General features: G+C 68.4%; 11 protein-coding genes. 5 read left to right on the top strand and 6 right to left on the bottom strand.

Annotation, left to right across the window (positions count from 1 at the left end):
• Positions 1-9 precede the first annotated feature (9 nt).
• Positions 10-2607, bottom strand: coding sequence for an alpha-glucan family phosphorylase (gene glgP, locus EV652_RS30515; protein ID WP_132212715.1), 2598 nt, complete (start codon positions 2605-2607; stop codon positions 10-12).
• Between the two features lie 258 nt (positions 2608-2865).
• Between glgP and EV652_RS30520 the strand changes: the two genes are divergently transcribed.
• Positions 2866-4854, top strand: a complete 1989-nt coding sequence (locus EV652_RS30520; protein WP_132212716.1) for an alpha-1,4-glucan--maltose-1-phosphate maltosyltransferase — start codon at positions 2866-2868, stop codon at positions 4852-4854.
• Between the two features lie 10 nt (positions 4855-4864).
• On the opposite strand, the gene EV652_RS30525 is transcribed toward EV652_RS30520, so the two are convergent.
• Positions 4865-6022: a threonine synthase gene (locus EV652_RS30525; RefSeq protein ID WP_132212717.1), complete on the bottom strand. Its 1158-nt coding sequence runs from the start codon at positions 6020-6022 to the stop codon at positions 4865-4867.
• 11 nt (positions 6023-6033) lie between these two features.
• On the bottom strand, positions 6034-6654 hold the full coding sequence (locus tag EV652_RS30530) for a winged helix-turn-helix domain-containing protein (protein WP_132212718.1): 621 nt from the start codon (positions 6652-6654) through the stop codon (positions 6034-6036).
• A gap of 361 nt (positions 6655-7015) precedes the next feature.
• Between EV652_RS30530 and EV652_RS30535 the strand changes: the two genes are divergently transcribed.
• Positions 7016-11371 carry a S8 family serine peptidase gene (locus EV652_RS30535; RefSeq protein ID WP_242002104.1) on the top strand — a complete coding sequence of 1452 codons (4356 nt, stop codon included), beginning with the start codon at positions 7016-7018 and terminating at the stop codon, positions 11369-11371.
• Here the strand turns inward: EV652_RS30535 and EV652_RS30540 are convergent.
• The 3 genes from EV652_RS30540 to EV652_RS30550 all read right to left on the bottom strand — a co-directional run bounded on the left by EV652_RS30540 (position 11364) and on the right by EV652_RS30550 (position 13828).
• A complete protein-coding gene (locus tag EV652_RS30540) occupies positions 11364-11795 on the bottom strand; it encodes a dihydropteroate synthase (RefSeq protein WP_242002105.1) in 432 nt (143 codons plus the stop codon). The two genes, EV652_RS30535 and EV652_RS30540, sit on opposite strands and share 8 nt — an antisense overlap.
• Before the next feature lie 40 nt (positions 11796-11835).
• Positions 11836-12423 carry a winged helix-turn-helix domain-containing protein gene (locus EV652_RS30545; protein WP_132212721.1) on the bottom strand — a complete coding sequence of 196 codons (588 nt, stop codon included), beginning with the start codon at positions 12421-12423 and terminating at the stop codon, positions 11836-11838.
• Positions 12424-12604: 181 nt separating this feature from the next.
• On the bottom strand, positions 12605-13828 hold the full coding sequence (locus EV652_RS30550; RefSeq protein ID WP_132212722.1) for a glycoside hydrolase family 18 protein: 1224 nt from the start codon (positions 13826-13828) through the stop codon (positions 12605-12607).
• A gap of 192 nt (positions 13829-14020) precedes the next feature.
• Here EV652_RS30550 and arfA point away from each other — a divergent pair, with 192 nt between their 5' ends.
• The 3 genes from arfA to EV652_RS30570 all read left to right on the top strand — a co-directional run bounded on the left by arfA (position 14021) and on the right by EV652_RS30570 (position 16096).
• Positions 14021-15127: a channel-forming protein ArfA/OmpATb gene (gene arfA, locus EV652_RS30555; protein ID WP_242002106.1), complete on the top strand. Its 1107-nt coding sequence runs from the start codon at positions 14021-14023 to the stop codon at positions 15125-15127.
• Positions 15128-15230: 103 nt separating this feature from the next.
• Positions 15231-15854 (top strand): sunset domain-containing protein, encoded by a 624-nt coding sequence (locus tag EV652_RS44185; protein ID WP_158441283.1) that lies wholly within the window; start codon positions 15231-15233, stop codon positions 15852-15854.
• Between the two features lie 50 nt (positions 15855-15904).
• On the top strand, positions 15905-16096 hold the full coding sequence (locus tag EV652_RS30570) for a hypothetical protein (protein WP_132212725.1): 192 nt from the start codon (positions 15905-15907) through the stop codon (positions 16094-16096).
• Positions 16097-16378 lie beyond the last annotated feature (282 nt).

Below are 16378 nucleotides of genomic sequence, written 5' to 3' on the forward strand. Positions count from 1 at the left end.
TCTACGCGATCAGAACTCGGAGCCGGCCGGCAGGTCCGGAGTCGACGGGTCCTCCGGGTCGGAGGGGCCGGCGGCCAGGCCGAGCTCGGCCTGGCTCGCGAGACCCGCGTGCTTCGGTACGACGCGCACGGTGTAGCCGAACGGGCCGGTCCGGTCCAGCTTCAGCTCACCCTCGTACCGGTGCCGGTTGCCCTCGTAGGTCTCCGCCAGCGACAGCGACGCCCGGACCGGGTCCTTGATCTCGTCGTTGGAGTCGACCCGGCCGTGCAGCACCTCGACGTCGATGTCCTGCGGCTTCAGGTCGCCGAGCGCGGCGAAGGCACGGATGCCGACGTTGGTCCCGAGCTGCGGTACGTCGCCGAGGCCCTGGAGCTCCACGTGGTCGACCCGGATCTGCGGCCAGGCCGCCCGGACCTTCTTCTTCCACGCGGCCAGGTCGCGCGCACCGTCGTACGTCGCGTTCAACGACCGCGACGACAGGGCGGACGGGACGTACAGCCGCTCGACGTAGTCGCGCACCATCCGGGTGGCCAGCACCTTCGGGCCGAGCTCCTTGATCGTGTGCCGCAGCATCTCGATCCAGCGGCCGGGGACGTCACCGTCGTAGAACCGCGGCGCGACCTGCTTCTCGATCAGGTCGTACAGCGCGTGCGCCTCGAGGTCGTCGCGGCGGTCGGTGTCCTCGATCCCCTCCGCGGACGGGATCGCCCAGCCGAACTCGTCGTCGTACCACTCGTCCCACCAGCCGTCGCGGATGGACAGGTTGAGCGCACCGTTCAGCGCCGCCTTCATCCCGGACGTGCCGCACGCCTCGTACGGGCGGAGCGGGTTGTTCAGCCAGACGTCGCAGCCCGGGTACATCGGCTGGGCCAGCTTGATGTCGTAGTCGGGCACGAACACGATCCGGTGCCGGACCTCGGGGTCGTCGGCGAACCGGACCATCTCCTGGATCAGCTTCTTGCCGCCCTCGTCGTGCGGGTGTGCCTTCCCCGCGATGACGATCTGGACCGGCCGCTGCGGGTGCAGCAGCAACGACTTCAGCCGCTCCGGGTCGCGCAGCATCAGCGTCAGCCGCTTGTACGACGGAACGCGCCGGGCGAAGCCCATGGTCAGGACGTCGGGGTCGAGGATCGAGTCGACCCAGCCGAGCTCGGCCTCGCTGGCACCGCGGTTCAGCCAGGACTGCCGGACCCGGGCCCGGGTGTCGTCGATGAACCGCTGCCGCAGGATCCGCTTGGTCTCCCAGATCTGCGCGTCGGTGGTCTTGTCCAGACCCTCGAAGATGCCGTCGGCATCGGCCGTGTCGGTCGCCGCGTAGGTCAGGTCGTGGATCTCCCGGGCCACCCAGGTCGGCGCGTGCACGCCGTTGGTGATCGAGGTGATCGGTACGTCGGTCGCGTCGAAGCTCGGCCACAGCCCGGAGAACATCCCCCGGCTGACCACACCGTGCAACTTGGACACACCGTTGGCCCGCTGGGCCAGCCGCAGACCCATGATCGCCATGTTGAAGACGCCGAGGTCGCCGCCCTCGAAGTCCTCGGCGCCGAGCTCGAGGATCCGGTCGATCGGCACCCCTTCGCCGAACGCGTCCGGCGAGAAGTGCTGCTGGATCAGCTCGACCGGGAACCGGTCGATACCGGCCGGCACCGGGGTGTGGGTGGTGAACACGGTCCCGCCGCGGGCCACCTCGAGCGCGGTGTCGAAGTCGAGGCCCTGGTCGGCGGCCAGCTCGCGGATCCGCTCGATCCCGAGGAACCCGGCGTGGCCCTCGTTGGTGTGGAACACCTCCGGGGCCGGGTGACCGGTGATCCGGCAGAACTCGCGGACCGCACGGACACCGCCGACGCCGAGCAGCAGCTCCTGGAGCAGCCGGTGCTCCGTCGTACCGCCGTACAGCCGGTCGGTCACCTCGCGCTCGGCGGGCTCGTTCTCCTCCATGTCGGAGTCGAGCATCAGCAGCGGCACCCGGCCGACCTGGGCGACCCAGATCTGGGCGTGCAACTGCCGGTTGCCGGGCAGGGTCAGGGTGACGGTCGCAGTCGCGTCTCCGTCACGGAGCAGGCTGATCGGCAGCCCGTCCGGGTCCACCAGCGGGTAACGCTCCTGCTGCCAGCCCTCGCGGTTCAGCGACTGGGCGAAGTACCCGTGGCGGTAGAGCAGGCCGACACCGATCAGCGGTACGGCGAGGTCACTGGCCGCCTTGAGGTGGTCACCGGCCAGGATGCCCAGGCCGCCCGAGTACTGCGGCAGCACGTGGGTGATGCCGAACTCCGGGGAGAAATAGGCCACCGAGCTGACCGGCGAGCCGGCGTCGGTCTGGAACCAGCGGTCGTCGGTCACGTAGCCGTTCAAGTCGGCTACGGCCAGCTCCAGCCGGCGCAGGAAGGCTTGGTCGTTGGCCAGCTCGTCGAGCCGGGCCGCCGGGACCTCACCGAGAAGCTTGACCGGGTCACCGCCGGTGCTCCGCCACAACTGCGGGTCGACGGCCTCGAAGACGTCCTGCGTCTCCGGGTGCCAGGCCCAGCGGAGGTTGTTCACCAGGGTGCCCAGCCCGGTCAGCTGCTCAGGCAGGACAGGGCGGACGGAAAATCGTCGTATCGCTCGCACCGGGACACCGTACCGGCCACGGCCCAGCAGGGCATCCTCGGCATGCATCGATCTTGCAACGCAGGCAAGATTTTGCAGGACCTTTTCAGTGGCTGGTCACCGATGTTCCATGCTGTGGACCGGTTCGAGACCGCCAGGTGTTCACGAGACAGCGGCGACCGATAACGTCAGTCCTGTAGTTCCTCAGGTACGCCGTCCCATCCGCCGGATCCGCCATCGGACCGGCCACTATTTCGCAAGGGAAGGTTCGTCTACGCCATGACTGGGCGCATCCCGATCACCGACGTCACCCCGACCGTCGACGCCGGAGCGTATCCGGCCAAGGCATCTGTCGGCGAGACGTTCACCATCGCAGCCACGGTCTTCCGCGAGGGCCACGACGCAGTGAATGCGAACGTCGTGCTGACCTCGCCGACCGGGCAGACCAGACGGATGCTGATGGCACCGGTCGGGCAAGGCTCGGACAGGTGGACGGTCGACGTGACCCTGCAGGAGCAGGGCGCGTGGACGTTCGCGGTCGAGGGCTGGAGCGACCCGTACGGGACCTGGCGGCACAACGCCGAGATCAAGGTGCCGGCCGGTCTCGACGTGGATCTGATGTTCGCCGAGGGTGCCGCGTTCTTCGACCGTGCGGCCGCCGGCGTGCCCCCCGCCGTACGGGCTGATCGGGCGACGCTGACCGATGCCGCGCAGGCGCTGGCCAACGGCGCGCTGCCGCCGGAGGCACGACTCGCCGCGGGAATCTCGCCACAGGTGCGGGCCGCGCTCGGGCGGTATCCGGTGCGTGAGCTGATCACGTCGTCGGAGACCTACCCGGTGTGGGTCGACCGGGAGCTCGCGCTGTACGGCAGCTGGTACGAGTTCTTCCCGCGTTCGGAGGGCGCCAAGTACGACGAGCAGTCCGGGCAGTGGACGTCCGGGACCTTCCGTACGGCGGCCCAGCGGCTGGAAGCGGTTGCCGGGATGGGTTTCGACATCCTCTACGTGCCGCCGGTCCATCCGATCGGTCACTCGTTCCGCAAGGGCCCGAACAACACCCTCGACCCGAAGCCCGGTGACCCGGGTTCGCCGTGGGCGATCGGCTCGGCCGAGGGCGGCCACGACGCGATCCACCCCGAGCTGGGCACCTTCGAGGACTTCGACTACTTCGTCGGCCGGGCCCGCGAGCTCGGTCTCGAGGTCGCCATCGACCTGGCGCTGCAGGCGTCGCCGGACCACCCGTGGGTGACCGAGCACCCGAAGTGGTTCAGCGTCCGTGCGGACGGCTCGATCGCGTACGCCGAGAACCCGCCGAAGAAGTACCAAGACATCTACCCGATCAACTTCGACAACGACCCCGAAGGCATCTACGCCGAGGTGCTGCGGATCGTCCGGCTGTGGATCTCGCACGGGGTGACTGTGTTCCGGGTCGACAACCCGCACACCAAGCCGGTCAACTTCTGGGAGTACCTGCTCGGCGAGATCCGCAAGACCGACCCGGATGTGGTCTTCCTGTCCGAGGCGTTCACCCGGCGGCCGATGATGCGCGAGCTGGCCAAGGTCGGCTTCCACCAGTCCTACACGTACTTCACCTGGCGCAACGAGAAGTGGGAGCTGGAGGAGTACCTGCAGGAGCTGACCCAGGAGACCGCGCACTTCCTGCGGCCGAACTTCTTCGTCAACACGCCGGACATCCTGACCGCCTACCTGCAGTACGGCGGGCCGGGCGCGTTCAAGATCCGGGCGGCGATCGCGTCGACCGCGTCACCGACCTGGGGTGTGTACGCCGGGTACGAGCTGTTCGAGCACGTCGCGCTGCGGCCGGGCTCGGAGGAGTACCTCGACACCGAGAAGTTCCAGTTCCGGCCGCGGGACTGGGAGGCCGCTGCCGCCGAGGGCCGAACGCTGGCGCCGTACCTGACGCTGCTGAACAACATCCGCCGCCGGCACCCGGCCCTGCAGCAGCTGCGCAACCTGACGCTGCACTCGGTCGAGGACGAGGCGATCATGTGCTACTCGAAGCGCATCACCGGGCCGGACGGGCACAGCGACACCGTCCTCGTGGTGGTGAACACCGACCCGCACTCGGTCCGCGAGTCGATGGTCCACCTCGACATGGCCGCGCTCGGCATGCGCCCCGAGGACACCTTCACCGTGTACGACGAGATCAGCGGCGCGACCTGGCGCTGGGGCCAGCAGAACTACATCAAGCTCGACCCCAACGGCGAACCCGCCCACATCCTCGCCGTCCGCCGCGGCCAGGCGTAACAACCGGTTCCTAGAGCGGGACGGTCTCCGGGTACTTGAGGCCGAGGCCGGTGTTGAGGGCAACGACCTGGTCGTCGGCGCGGATCCAGCCGGACTCGCGGAGGCGTCGTACGGCGGCGAAGGTGGCGGCGCCTTCGGGACAGATGAAGGCGCCTTCGAGCCGGGCGAGGTGATGTTGCTCGGCCAGGATGGTTTCGTCGTCGACGGCAACGGCACAACCGTCGGTGTCCGCGATCGCTTGCAGGACGAGAAAATCGCCGAGCGCCTTCGGGACGGTGATGCCGAAGGCAATGGTCTTGGCGTCGGGCCAGGGTTCGCTTTCCGGCAGGCCTTTCTCGTAGGCCTGGACGATCGGCGCACAGCCGGTCGACTGTACGGCGACCAGCCGCGGGAGCGGGCCGTCGATCCAGCCGAGCTCGCGGAGTTCGACCAGGGCCTTCCAGATGCCGATGATCCCGACCCCGCCGCCGGTGGGGTAGAGGATGACGTCGGGCAGCTGCCAGCCGAGTTGCTCGGCGATCTCCAGGCCCATCGTCTTCTTGCCCTCGATCCGGTACGGCTCCTTCAGCGTCGAGACGTCGAAGTACCCCTCCTGCTCGCGGATGAACGCTGCCGCGTCACCGATCAGCCCGTCGACCAGGTGCAGTTCGGCGCCGACGACCTTCACCTCGCGACGGCAGATCTCCGGTGCCGCGACCGGCATCGAGATCAACGCCGCCATCCCGGCCCGGGCGGCGTACGCGGCCCAGGACGAGCCGGCGTTCCCGTTCGTCGGCATCGCGATCCTCCGTACGCCGACCTCGTACGCGCGCGACACCCCGACCGCCGCACCACGCGCCTTGAACGTGCCGGTCGGGATCAACCCCTCGTCCTTCATCAGCAACCGTTCGACCCCGACCTCGCGCCCATAACGCGGCAACGGCAGCAGCGGGGTCATCCCCTCCCCCAGCGTCACCACATTCTCCGGCGCACGCACCGGCAACAGTTCGTGGTACCGCCACAGATCCGGCGGCCGCGCGGCCAACTCGTCCTTGGTCAGCGTCACGGCAGGTACGTCGTACCGGGCCAGCAAAGGCGATCCGCACGGGCACAGCCCGATCACCTGATCGGCGTCGTGGGTCTGACCGCACTTGGGGCACTCGAGATGGCTCAGCGCTGAGAAGGTCACACCTGGAGAAACTACCCCGCGCGCAGATTGGTGATGGTCGGGCGTTGGTGATCGGTGAGACGGAACCCGGTACCGCGGACCGCGTCGATGGTGACGGTGGTGCCAAGATCGTCGAGTTTGCGGCGGAGGCGTTTGACCACCGAGTGGATGTCGGCCGTGCCGCGCAGGTGCCGGTTGCGCCAGACGGTCTGGTGCAGAGCGTCGTACGTCCAGACCCGCAGTGGAGCCGACATCAGCCGGGTCAGCAGGTCGTGCTCGAGCTCGGTGAGCTGCACCTCCCGATCGCGCCACCGAGCGATCGACCGGACCCGGTCGATGGTCAGTACGTCGGCATCGGGCTCACCCGCGGAGGCCTTGGTGGAAGTCGAGTCGACCTCCGCAGGCTCCGGCGGCTCCGGGTGTTCGGGGACCGGTGGCGGTTGCTGCGACGGGACCAGCAGCCGGCGCAGTTCCTCGAGACTGGACACGAGCAGCAGCGGTGCGACGTCGTCGACGAGCTCGGCGAGCCGGACACGTTCCTCCGGTGAGGCCGCGACCGCGATGAGCAGCGGGAACGGCTTGTTGTCGGACGGTGTCAGATCGGTCGGGGTCAGATCGGCGTCCGCAGGGGCGGGAACACGGGCGGTGACCATTTGATCACGATGTCAACCTCTGCCTTGGATCGTCAACGAACTGACAACCTTTGACCACTTTGCCTGGATCGGTGCGACGGCTAGTCACATCTTGCTCACGTGGTGTGCTTGTTACCACGTTGTTCTGACACATAAGGTCCTCGTCAGGCTCGCGGTGTCACACGCCGCGAACTGGGGGGCACGCAGCGTTCGCACCACCGGTCCATCCGCCTTGATGACCGCGGCCGTGAACTGAGCCTGCACCTCTGCACCAGATGACTCGGGGGAGTCAACTCGGGGTCGTTACCAGTGAGGGGCTGCAGAGATGTCACATCTACGACGAAGGGGACTCGCCAGATCGTTGGTGGGTGCCCTGGCGACGGTGGCAGTCGTCGCGACCGGGATGGCCGCCGCCGGCCAGGCCCAGGCCGCACCACCCACCAAACCCGAAGCCACACCGGCCAGCAAGATCAAGCCGGAGCTGATGGCGAAGCTGGACGGTAAGGACGCCAAGGAGGCGACCGACTACTGGGTCCGGTTCACCGCCAAGGCCGACCTGTCCACCGCCAGCACGATCACGGACTGGAACGAGCGCGGCACCGCCGTCGCCGCTGCGCTGAAGCAGACCGCCGCAGCGAGCCAGGCGAAGGTCCGGGCCGAACTCGACGCGCAGAAGGTGAAGTACAAGGCCTTCTGGGGTACGAACGCGATCCGGATCAACAGCGGCACACTCGAACTGGCCCAGAACCTGGCCAACCACAGTGAGGTCGAGGGTCTCTACAACCCGCGGGCCGTCGAGGTGCCGAAGGTCACCCCGGGCGAGCAGGGTCACCAGATCAACGCCCTCGAGTGGGGTATCGCCAACATCAACGCCGACGACGTCTGGGCGCAGTACGGCGACAAGGGCGCCGGCATCGTCATCGCCAACATCGACACCGGGGTGCAGTACGACCACCCGGCGCTGGTGAACTCCTACCGCGGTAACAACGGCGACGGGACGTTCAACCACAACTACAATTGGTTCGACGCGGCGGGCACCTCGCCGACCGCACCGGCCGACGGCAACGGTCACGGCACCCACACGATGGGCACCATGGTCGGCGACGACGGCGCGGGCAACCAGATCGGCGTCGCCCCGGCGGTCAAGTGGATCGCCGCGAACGGCTGCTGCCCGAGTGACGCGGCGCTGATCGAGTCCGGTCAGTGGATGCTCGAGCCGACCGACCTCGCCGGGCAGAACCCGGACGCGAGCAAGCGGCCGAACATCATCAACAACTCGTGGGGCAGCCAGTTGCCGTCCAACGACCCGTTCATGGAGGACATCACCAACGCCTGGAAGGACTCGGGCATCTTCGGTGCCTGGGCCAACGGCAACAGTGGTGCCCTCGGCTGCCAGAGCAGCGGGTCGCCGGGCTCCCTGACCAGCAACTACTCGGTCGGTGCCTACGACATCAACAACAACGTCGCGTCGTTCTCCGGCCGTGGTGTCGGTCAGAACGCGACGATCAAGCCGAACATCTCGGCCCCGGGCGTCAACGTCCGGTCCAGCCTGCCCGGCAGCACCTACGGCAGCTTCAACGGTACGTCGATGGCCACTCCGCACCTCGCGGGTACCGTCGCCCTGCTGTGGTCGGCCGCACCGGCGCTGAAGGGTGACATCGACGCGACCCGTGCACTGCTGAACGGGACCGCGATCGACAAGGCCGACGCCCAGTGCGGTGGCACCACGGAGAACAACAACGTCTACGGCCAGGGCCGTCTGGACGCGTTGGCTCTGCTGAACGCCGCGCCGATCGGCGACACCGGCACCCTGGCCGGTACGGTGACCGCGGCGACCGGCGGTACTCCGCTGGCCGGCGCGAGCGTGACGGTGAAGACGGCGGGTCAGCCCGACCGCGTGCTCACCACCTCCAGCACCGGTGCGTTCTCGTCCGTGCTGCCGGCCGGCAGCTACGACCTGACCGTGGCGTCGTTCGGGTACCAGACCCAGACCGACACCGCAGTCATCACCACCGGCGCCACCACCACGAAGAACTACGCCCTGGCCAGCGCTCCGCAGGTCAACGTCGGCGGCACCATCACGGACGGCTCCGGCCACGGCTGGCCGCTGTACGCGAAGGTCAGCGTCGAGGGTCCGGGCGGTGTGTTCGACTACACCACGCCGAGCAACGGCCGCTACAGCCTGAAGGTTCCGTCCGGTGCGGCGTACTCGCTGAAGATCGAGTCGCAGTACCCGGGCTACCAGACGGTCAGCGAGCCGATCACGGTCGGCGCGGGCAACCTGACGAAGAACGTCGCGGTCCCGGTCCGCACTGATGCCTGCACCACCGCGCCGGGTTACAAGTACGGCTCGGACGGCGTCTACGAGACGTTCGACTCCGGTAACAAGCCGGGCAACTGGACCGTCGTCGACAACAAGGGCAACGGCCAGGTCTGGCAGTTCAACGACCCGGGCAACCGGGGCAACCTGGCCGGCGGCACCGGCAAGTTCGCGATCATCGACAGCGACAAGTACGGCGGCGGCGGCTCGCAGGACACCTCGCTGGTCAGCCCGGTGGTGGACCTGACCGCGGTCACCGCTCCGGTGATCCGCTTCAACCAGGACCTCAACTACCTCAGCGGCGAGAAGGCCGACGTGGACCTGTCGATCGACGGCGGGACCACCTGGACCAACGTGCTCACCCAGGCCGCGGACGTCCGCGGTGTCAAGGAGATCGCGATCCCGCAGGCGGCCGGCAAGTCCGCCGTGCAGGTCCGGTTCCACTACTACAACGCCTCGTACGAGTGGTGGTGGATCGTCGACAGCGTGCTGATCGGCAGCCAGATCAGCTGTGACGCGGTCGGCGGCGGCATCGTCGTCGGCAACGTCAAGGACGCCAACACGAACGGTTTCGTGAACGGTGCGGTCGTCAGCCGTGACGGCAACGCCGCAGAGACCGGTACCACCGTGGCGACGCCCGAGGACACCGGCCTGAACGACGGCTTCTACTGGCTGTACTCCTCGGAGTCCGGTGCGCAGGGCTTCACCGCCGAGGCCGGCAACTACGTCAGCTCGAACCAGAGCGTGGACGTGGAGGCCGACTGGGCCACCACAGCCGACTACTCGCTGGCCGCGGGCAAGCTGGCCGTCACCCCGGGCAGTGTCAGCGGCAACCTGAGGCTGCCCACGGGCAAGGTGACCAAGTCGTTCACCGTGACCAACACCGGCGGTGCGCCGGTCGAGGTGAAGTTCGGTGAGCGTGACGGCGGCTTCGAGCTGCAGAACGCGAACGGCACCACCACCACGAAGAACGAGGTGCTGAACAGCACCGGCGCCCCGCTGCAGCGGCTCGAGGTGCCCACCTCGTTCGCGCAGCTGCTGTCCGGCAAGACGGCCGGTACGCCGGCCGCCGCGAAGCCGCTCGCGGCTCCGTGGACGGACATCGCCGACTACCCCGCGTCCGTGATGGACAACCGGGTGGTCAACGCCGAGGGCAAGATCTACTCGATTGCCGGTGGCAACGGTAGTGCCTCGACCGGGAACAGCTACGTGTACGACCCGGCGACGCTGGCCTGGACCGCCATCGCCCCGCTGCCGGGCGCTCGCAACGCCATCACCGTCGGCGTCGTGGGTGGCAAGATCATCGCCAGCTCCGGCTGGGGTGCGGCCGGCCCGGACGCGGCGACCTGGTCCTACGACCCGGCCGCCAACGCCTGGACCTCGGTGGCCGCCAACCCGGCTCCGCGGGCCGCGGCCGGTCAGGCTGTCGTCGACGGCAAGCTGTACGCCGTCGGTGGCTGCACGACCTCCAGCTGCCTTCCGATGAGCAACACCGTCGTCCGCTACGACGCGACGGCGAACAGCTGGGAGACCCTGCCGAACTACCCGAAGTCGGTCGCGTTCGCGTCCTGCGGCGCCATCGACGGCAAGCTGTACTGTGCCGGCGGTAACGACGGCACGAACTCGCTGAAGTCGGCGTACGTCTTCGACCCGGGAACCAACGCCTGGTCCCCGGTCGCCGAGGCGCCGGCGGACCACTGGGCGGCGTCGTACGCCGTCGCCGGCGGCAAGCTGCTCGTCGTCGGTGGTGTCCAGGCCGGTGCGGTCACCAACGCCGGCTTCGCCTACGACCCGGCCGCCGACTCCTGGTCGGCACTGCCGAACGCCAACCTGCCGCGGTACCGCGGTGGTGCGGCCTGCGGCTTCTACAAGGTCGGCGGTTCCTCCGGTGGTTTCACCGCCACGGTGGACAGCGAGGCCCTGCCGGGTCTCGAGGACTGCGCCGAGTCGTCGGCGGACGTGAGCTGGCTGTCCATCGACAAGACCGAGGCCACGCTGGCCCCGGGCGCGTCGACGACGGTCAAGGTCACGCTCACCGCGAACGTCGACCAGCCGGGTGCCTACACCGGGTCGGTCACGATCGGCGAGAACACGCCGTACCAGGTCGAGGCAGTGGGCGTGACGATGAACGTCACCCCGCCGACAACCTGGAGCAAGCTGCTCGGCACCGTCACGGGCGTCAGCACGTCCGGTGTCACGGCTCCGCTCCCGGGTGCGACCGTCCAGGTCGACTCCTGGGCCTCGTCGTACACCTTCATCACCGACAGCAGCGGCAAGTACGCCTACTGGCTGGACCGCCGCAACAACCCGCTCACCCTGATCGCCGCCAAGGACGGCTACAAGCCCCAAACCCGCACCACCCGCCTGATCGCGGGCGAACCGGTAACAGAGGACTTCGCCCTGAAGGCAGTCAAGTAGTAGTCACGCAGTAAGGACCGGCCCCACTCAGACCATCTGAGTGGGGCCGGTTCTCTATTGCCTGGAACACGGTGAGCGCGTCGGACAGGGCAGCGGGGTCGTGGGTGCGGATGTAGTCGGCGCCTTGGCTGGCCGCGTGGAGTTCGGCGGCGAGCGTCGCCGGGCCGATGCGTTCGAGGTCGGTGCCGGTGAGGGTGCGGAGGAAGGACTTGCGGGACGGGGAGATCAGGATGGGGAGTCCGTAGTGGGTCTTGAGGCTGCGCAGGTTTGCCAGGACGGTGAGAGACGGTTCTGGAGTGCTGCCGAGGAAGTAGCCGAGGCCGGGGTCGAGGATGAGGCGGTCCCGGGTGATGCCGACCGACTCGAGAGCGGTGAGGCGTTCGTCGAAGAACTTGTCGATGGTCGACCAGGTCGCCTGACCCACCTCACGCGCCAGTCACGACCCGGCGAGAACGCTACCTCAGTTACGTCGTCGGGAGGAGGTGGAAGCCGACGCCGCGGACGGCGTGGATGGTGACGGTGGCGCCGAGGTTGGCGAGTTTCTGGCGGAGGCGCTTCACGACCGAGTGGATATGCGAACCGTGGCCAAGGTGTTCGTTGCCCCAGACGGCGTGGTGCAGACGCTGGTAGGTCCAGACGCGGCCGGGTTCCTTGACCAGGCAGTGCAGGAAGTCGTGCTCGAGCCGGGTCAGCGGCACCTCACGGTCCTTCCACCGCACGACCCGCCGGTCCACGTCCAGGAAGAGCTCGGTCTCCACCTCGGGTACGGCGGCCGGCGCCGAGACCGCGACCGGAACGATGGCCACGGACCGTGCCACTGCCTCGATCTGGGCAACGGCCGCCTGGCCGGTACCGGGGAGCACAGTTGGCGTCAGCACGACGGGACCCGCCGGCGAGGTCACCGCGGTGAGTTCGAGGAACGCACGCGCCTGGTCCGCGCTGGACACCAGCAACAGCGCCTCCGCACCGCCCAGCAACCTGACGAGCTGCACCCGCTCGGCCGTGGAGGTGGCCACCCCGATGATCAACGACGAATCCGACGACCTCTCCATTTCGAGTCCCCTCCTGGTCAACCGCCAGGCACAAGTACCTTTTACGACGCGAAGTAAGTCAAGGGATTCCCGGTACGCCGGGCTGGCACAAATGCGACCTGTCCGAGACAGGACACGACCGCAGTAGTGGGGACCGCCGGCCGGCCGCGGGGCGGCGGGCCCGGCCGGCGGTCCGCTGGGATCAGCCGACCGTCTTGACCGCGGTGATCAGGGTGCCGTCGGCGGTGTCACCGGACAGCTCCCAGAAGAACGCGCCACCGAGTCCCTGCTGGTTCGCGTACGTCATCTTGCTCTGGATAGTGGCGGGTGTGTCGTACCCCCACCACTGCCCGTTGCAGAAGGCGTACGCCGTACCGCCGACGGTCCCGGTCGACGGACAGCGGGTCGAGATCAGCTTGAGGTCCTCGATGCCGGCCTCGTACTTCCCCGGCGCCGCACCGGTCGCGCTGCCACCGGGTGCGGCCTGGGTGACACCGGTCCAGCCGCGGCCGTAGAACCCGATCCCGAGCAGCAGCTTCGAGGCCGGGATGCCCTTCGACTTCAGCTTCTGGATCGCCGCGTCGCTGTGGAACCCGGCGGTCGGGATCCCGGTGTACGACGTCAGCGGCGAATGCGGCGCGGTCGGGCCCTGCGGGCTGAACGCACCGAAGTAGTCGTACGTCATCGGCATGACCCAGTCGAGCTTGCCGGCCGCCGTCGCGTAGTCGGTCGCGTCGATCTTGCCGCCTTCGGTGCCGTCGGCGGTGATCGCCGCGGTGACGAGCGCGGACGAGCCGAACTTGTTGCGCAGCGCGGTGACCACGTTGTTGAAGGCGTTCGGCCCGGACGTGTCACAGCTCAGGCCGCAGGCGTTCGGGTACTCCCAGTCGATGTCGATCCCGTCGAACACGTCAGCCCAGCGCGGGTCCTCGACCAGCGCGTGGCAGGAGTCGGCGAACGCGGCCGGGTTCTTCGCGGCCTCGGTGAACCCGCCGGACCAGGTCCAGCCGCCGAACGACCAGACCACCTTGATGTTCGGGAACTCGCGCTTCAGCTTGCGCAGCTGGTTGAAGTTGCCGCGCAGCGCACCGGTGTCCCAGGTGTCGGCCACGCCGTCCACCGACGAAGCCGCGTCGTAGAACTTGTCGTACGCCGCGTAGGAGTCGCCGATCGCGCACCGGCCGCCGGTGGTGTTGCCGAACGCGTAGACGATCGTGGTCAGCTTCGAGGCCGAGCCACTCGTCTTGATGTTCTTCACGTGGTAGTTGCGGTCGTAGACACCCCACTCGGTGAAGTACCCGACCACTCTCTTGTCGGCGGCGACTGCCTGGGTCCCGCTCGGATCGGCGGAGCGGGCGGCCGCGGGTACGGCGCCCGCACCCAACAGAGCCATCGCGGCAGCGACAGCCAGAACTCGGATTCTCATTGCGTTACCTCCTGGGGGCGGAGAGGAACTGTCCGCACCCTACCGAGCACGTCAAGTTAAGAAAAGAAGAAACCCGAATAAAAATGTTCTCGTGATCATCACGACGCTCCCGGACGGGGTGTGCAGACGGAGCGCAGGGCGGAGTAATGTCCACGCGCACGGTCACTCTTGACCGCATCCGACGGAGGAACAGTGTCCGGACTCGTTCGGCGGCCGGTCGTCGTCTGGCTGCTCGCGGCCCTCGCCGTACCCGTGCTGATCACGGCTGTGCTCATTCCGGCCAAGGCGGGCACCACCGAGGACGACATCCGGGACCGATCGCTGACGGCGCTGCAAGCCCGCGGGATCACCGGCGCCGAGGTCGACGTGGACGGTCGCGATGCGACGGTCGTCGTACCGGCCGGTGTCGAGCCCGGCCTGGTCAAGGAAGTGGTCGCGGGCGTCGAAGGCGTCCGCGCGGTCCGGGTCGAGGGCGGCACGTCCTCGCCCACGCCCACGCCCCCACCCACGCCTGCGCCCTCGCCGACCGAAGCACCGGCGGTCGCGTCGTTCGAGGTCGGGCGGACGAACAACTCCATCCGGGTGCAGGCCGCGGTGAAGGACCAGGGGGTCAAGGACGCGATCGCCGCCCAGGTCGACAAGGTGCTCGGCGAGGCGCGCGAGTTCGACGACCGGATCACGATCGATGCGGCGACCGGCCTGCAGGACGCCACCGCGTTGTCGGCTTTGATCCACGCCCTCGCGATCGGGACCGGCGACGCGTCGGTGCGGTACGACGGTACGACGATCACGCTGACCGGGAAGGTGCCCGACCAGGCCACCAAGGCGACCGTGGCGCGAGCCGCGGCGAAGGCGGTCCCGGGTGCGGTGATCGCGGACCAGCTGCAGACCCCGGCACCGCCGAAGCCGGAGATCAGCGAGGCGTGCCGGACGTTCCAGAGCCGGCTGTCGGAGTTCAGCCGGCAGCACTCGATCATCTTCCTGTCCGGTACGTCGATCGTGAACAACGCCTCCAAGCCGACGGTGGTCCGGGCCGCGACGCTGCTGAAGTCGTGTTCGACCGTCCGCGTCGAGATCGCGGGTCACACCGACAACCTCGGCTCCCCCGCCAGCAGCCTGCCACTGTCCGAGCGACGGGCGACCGCGGTCAAGGCGACGCTGGTGCGGCTCGGGGTACCCGCCGCACGTCTCCTCGCCCACGGCTACGGCGAGACCTTCCCCATCGCGTCCAACGGCACCCCGGCCGGCCGCATCGCCAACCGCCGGGTCGAGCTTCGAGTACTGCAAGGAAACTCATGAGTTGGCTGATCGCAGAGACCTGGATCCTGCTGCTGGTCGCGTTCCTGCTGGGGAGCGCGGCCGCTTGGCTGCTACACCGGCTGCTGCCGAGAGGGGCGCGCCGATGAGCTGGTTACTGCGGCACAACTGGCTGTGGTCCCTGCTCGCCTTCCTGCTTGGAGCGGCGATCACCTGGATCCTGCTGACACGACGCGAGCAGCCCGCACCGGCCGTCGTCGAGGAGTCGGTGGAGGAAGAGGTCCTCGTCGGAGCTTCGGTCGGAGCAGTCGACGCTCCGGTGGAACCACGACCGTCCCCGGTGGAACCACGACCCGCTCCGGTGGAACCACGACCCGCTCCGGTGGAACCACGACCCGCTCCGGTTGCCGACGTACCCCGGGAGCCCGAACCGGCGTTCAACCGGCGGATGGACGCCGACCGGACCGCGGCGCCGCCAACCCTCTTCGATGTGGACGACGACACAGCTGCGACCGAGCCGCAGGTGCAAGCCGTTGTACCGCCCGGTCGGTACGGTGAGGGCTCAGCCGAAGCGGTACCGCACCAGGGTCCGCCGGACGGGTTCACCATCAAGGGCAACACCCAGTCGAAGCTGTTCCACACCCCTGACTCGCCGTACTACGGCCGGACCAAACCCGAGGTCTGGTTCCGCTCCGAGGCCGACGCCGAACGCGCCGGTTTCACCAAGTACACCCGCCGCCCCCGCAAGTCGGCCAACCCCCGCGACTGACCCCGGCGCGATCCCGGGTGGAGCGTCGCTGAGGGGATAGGGAGAGACCGATGGGAGACGACGCGTCGGAACCCCTGGATCCTGATCGGATCATCAGTCCGGCCGAGCAGATCAAGGACCCTCGCGAGGGCGTCGCGGATGCGCGCGGCGCCGTCCGCCGACGGCTCCGGCTCTGGCGCGCCCGCGGTGCGCCGAAGCCGTCGCAGTCATCCGAGCGGCACAACGAAGGACGTCGTCGCTGAGCGACCGGACCGGTCCCGCGAGCAGGTTCACGACGGTTGACCACCGGCACGAATAGCGCGATCGGGCCCCTATTTGCTTGTACTGGCAAATGCCCGTCACACTGAGCCGAACGCCAGGACGGATCACCCACCGACGGCGTGCACCAGATCACCGGACACCCACCGGACGCATCGCAAAGTCTCCCGATCGACCAGAGTACGAGCCCCGCTTTGGGGTATGGGAGACCAGTGCATGCCCGGGAAAGTCCACCCGCACTGTCGCCACGGTCCGTGGCGACAGGC

Source organism: Kribbella steppae, assembly GCF_004342025.1.
Taxonomy (GTDB): Bacteria; Actinomycetota; Actinomycetes; order Propionibacteriales; family Kribbellaceae; genus Kribbella; species Kribbella steppae.

Excerpts from the sequence above, each read along its gene's own strand:
- EV652_RS30520 (WP_132212716.1), top strand. The coding sequence starts at position 2,866 with ATGACTGGGCGCATCCCGATCACCGACGTCACCCCGACCGTCGACGCC.
- EV652_RS30530 (WP_132212718.1), bottom strand. The coding sequence starts at position 6,654 with ATGGTCACCGCCCGTGTTCCCGCCCCTGCGGACGCCGATCTGACCCCG.
- EV652_RS30545 (WP_132212721.1), bottom strand. The coding sequence starts at position 12,423 with ATGGAGAGGTCGTCGGATTCGTCGTTGATCATCGGGGTGGCCACCTCC.
- EV652_RS30550 (WP_132212722.1), bottom strand. The coding sequence starts at position 13,828 with ATGAGAATCCGAGTTCTGGCTGTCGCTGCCGCGATGGCTCTGTTGGGT.
- EV652_RS44185 (WP_158441283.1), top strand. The coding sequence starts at position 15,231 with ATGAGCTGGTTACTGCGGCACAACTGGCTGTGGTCCCTGCTCGCCTTC.
- EV652_RS30570 (WP_132212725.1), top strand. The coding sequence starts at position 15,905 with ATGGGAGACGACGCGTCGGAACCCCTGGATCCTGATCGGATCATCAGT.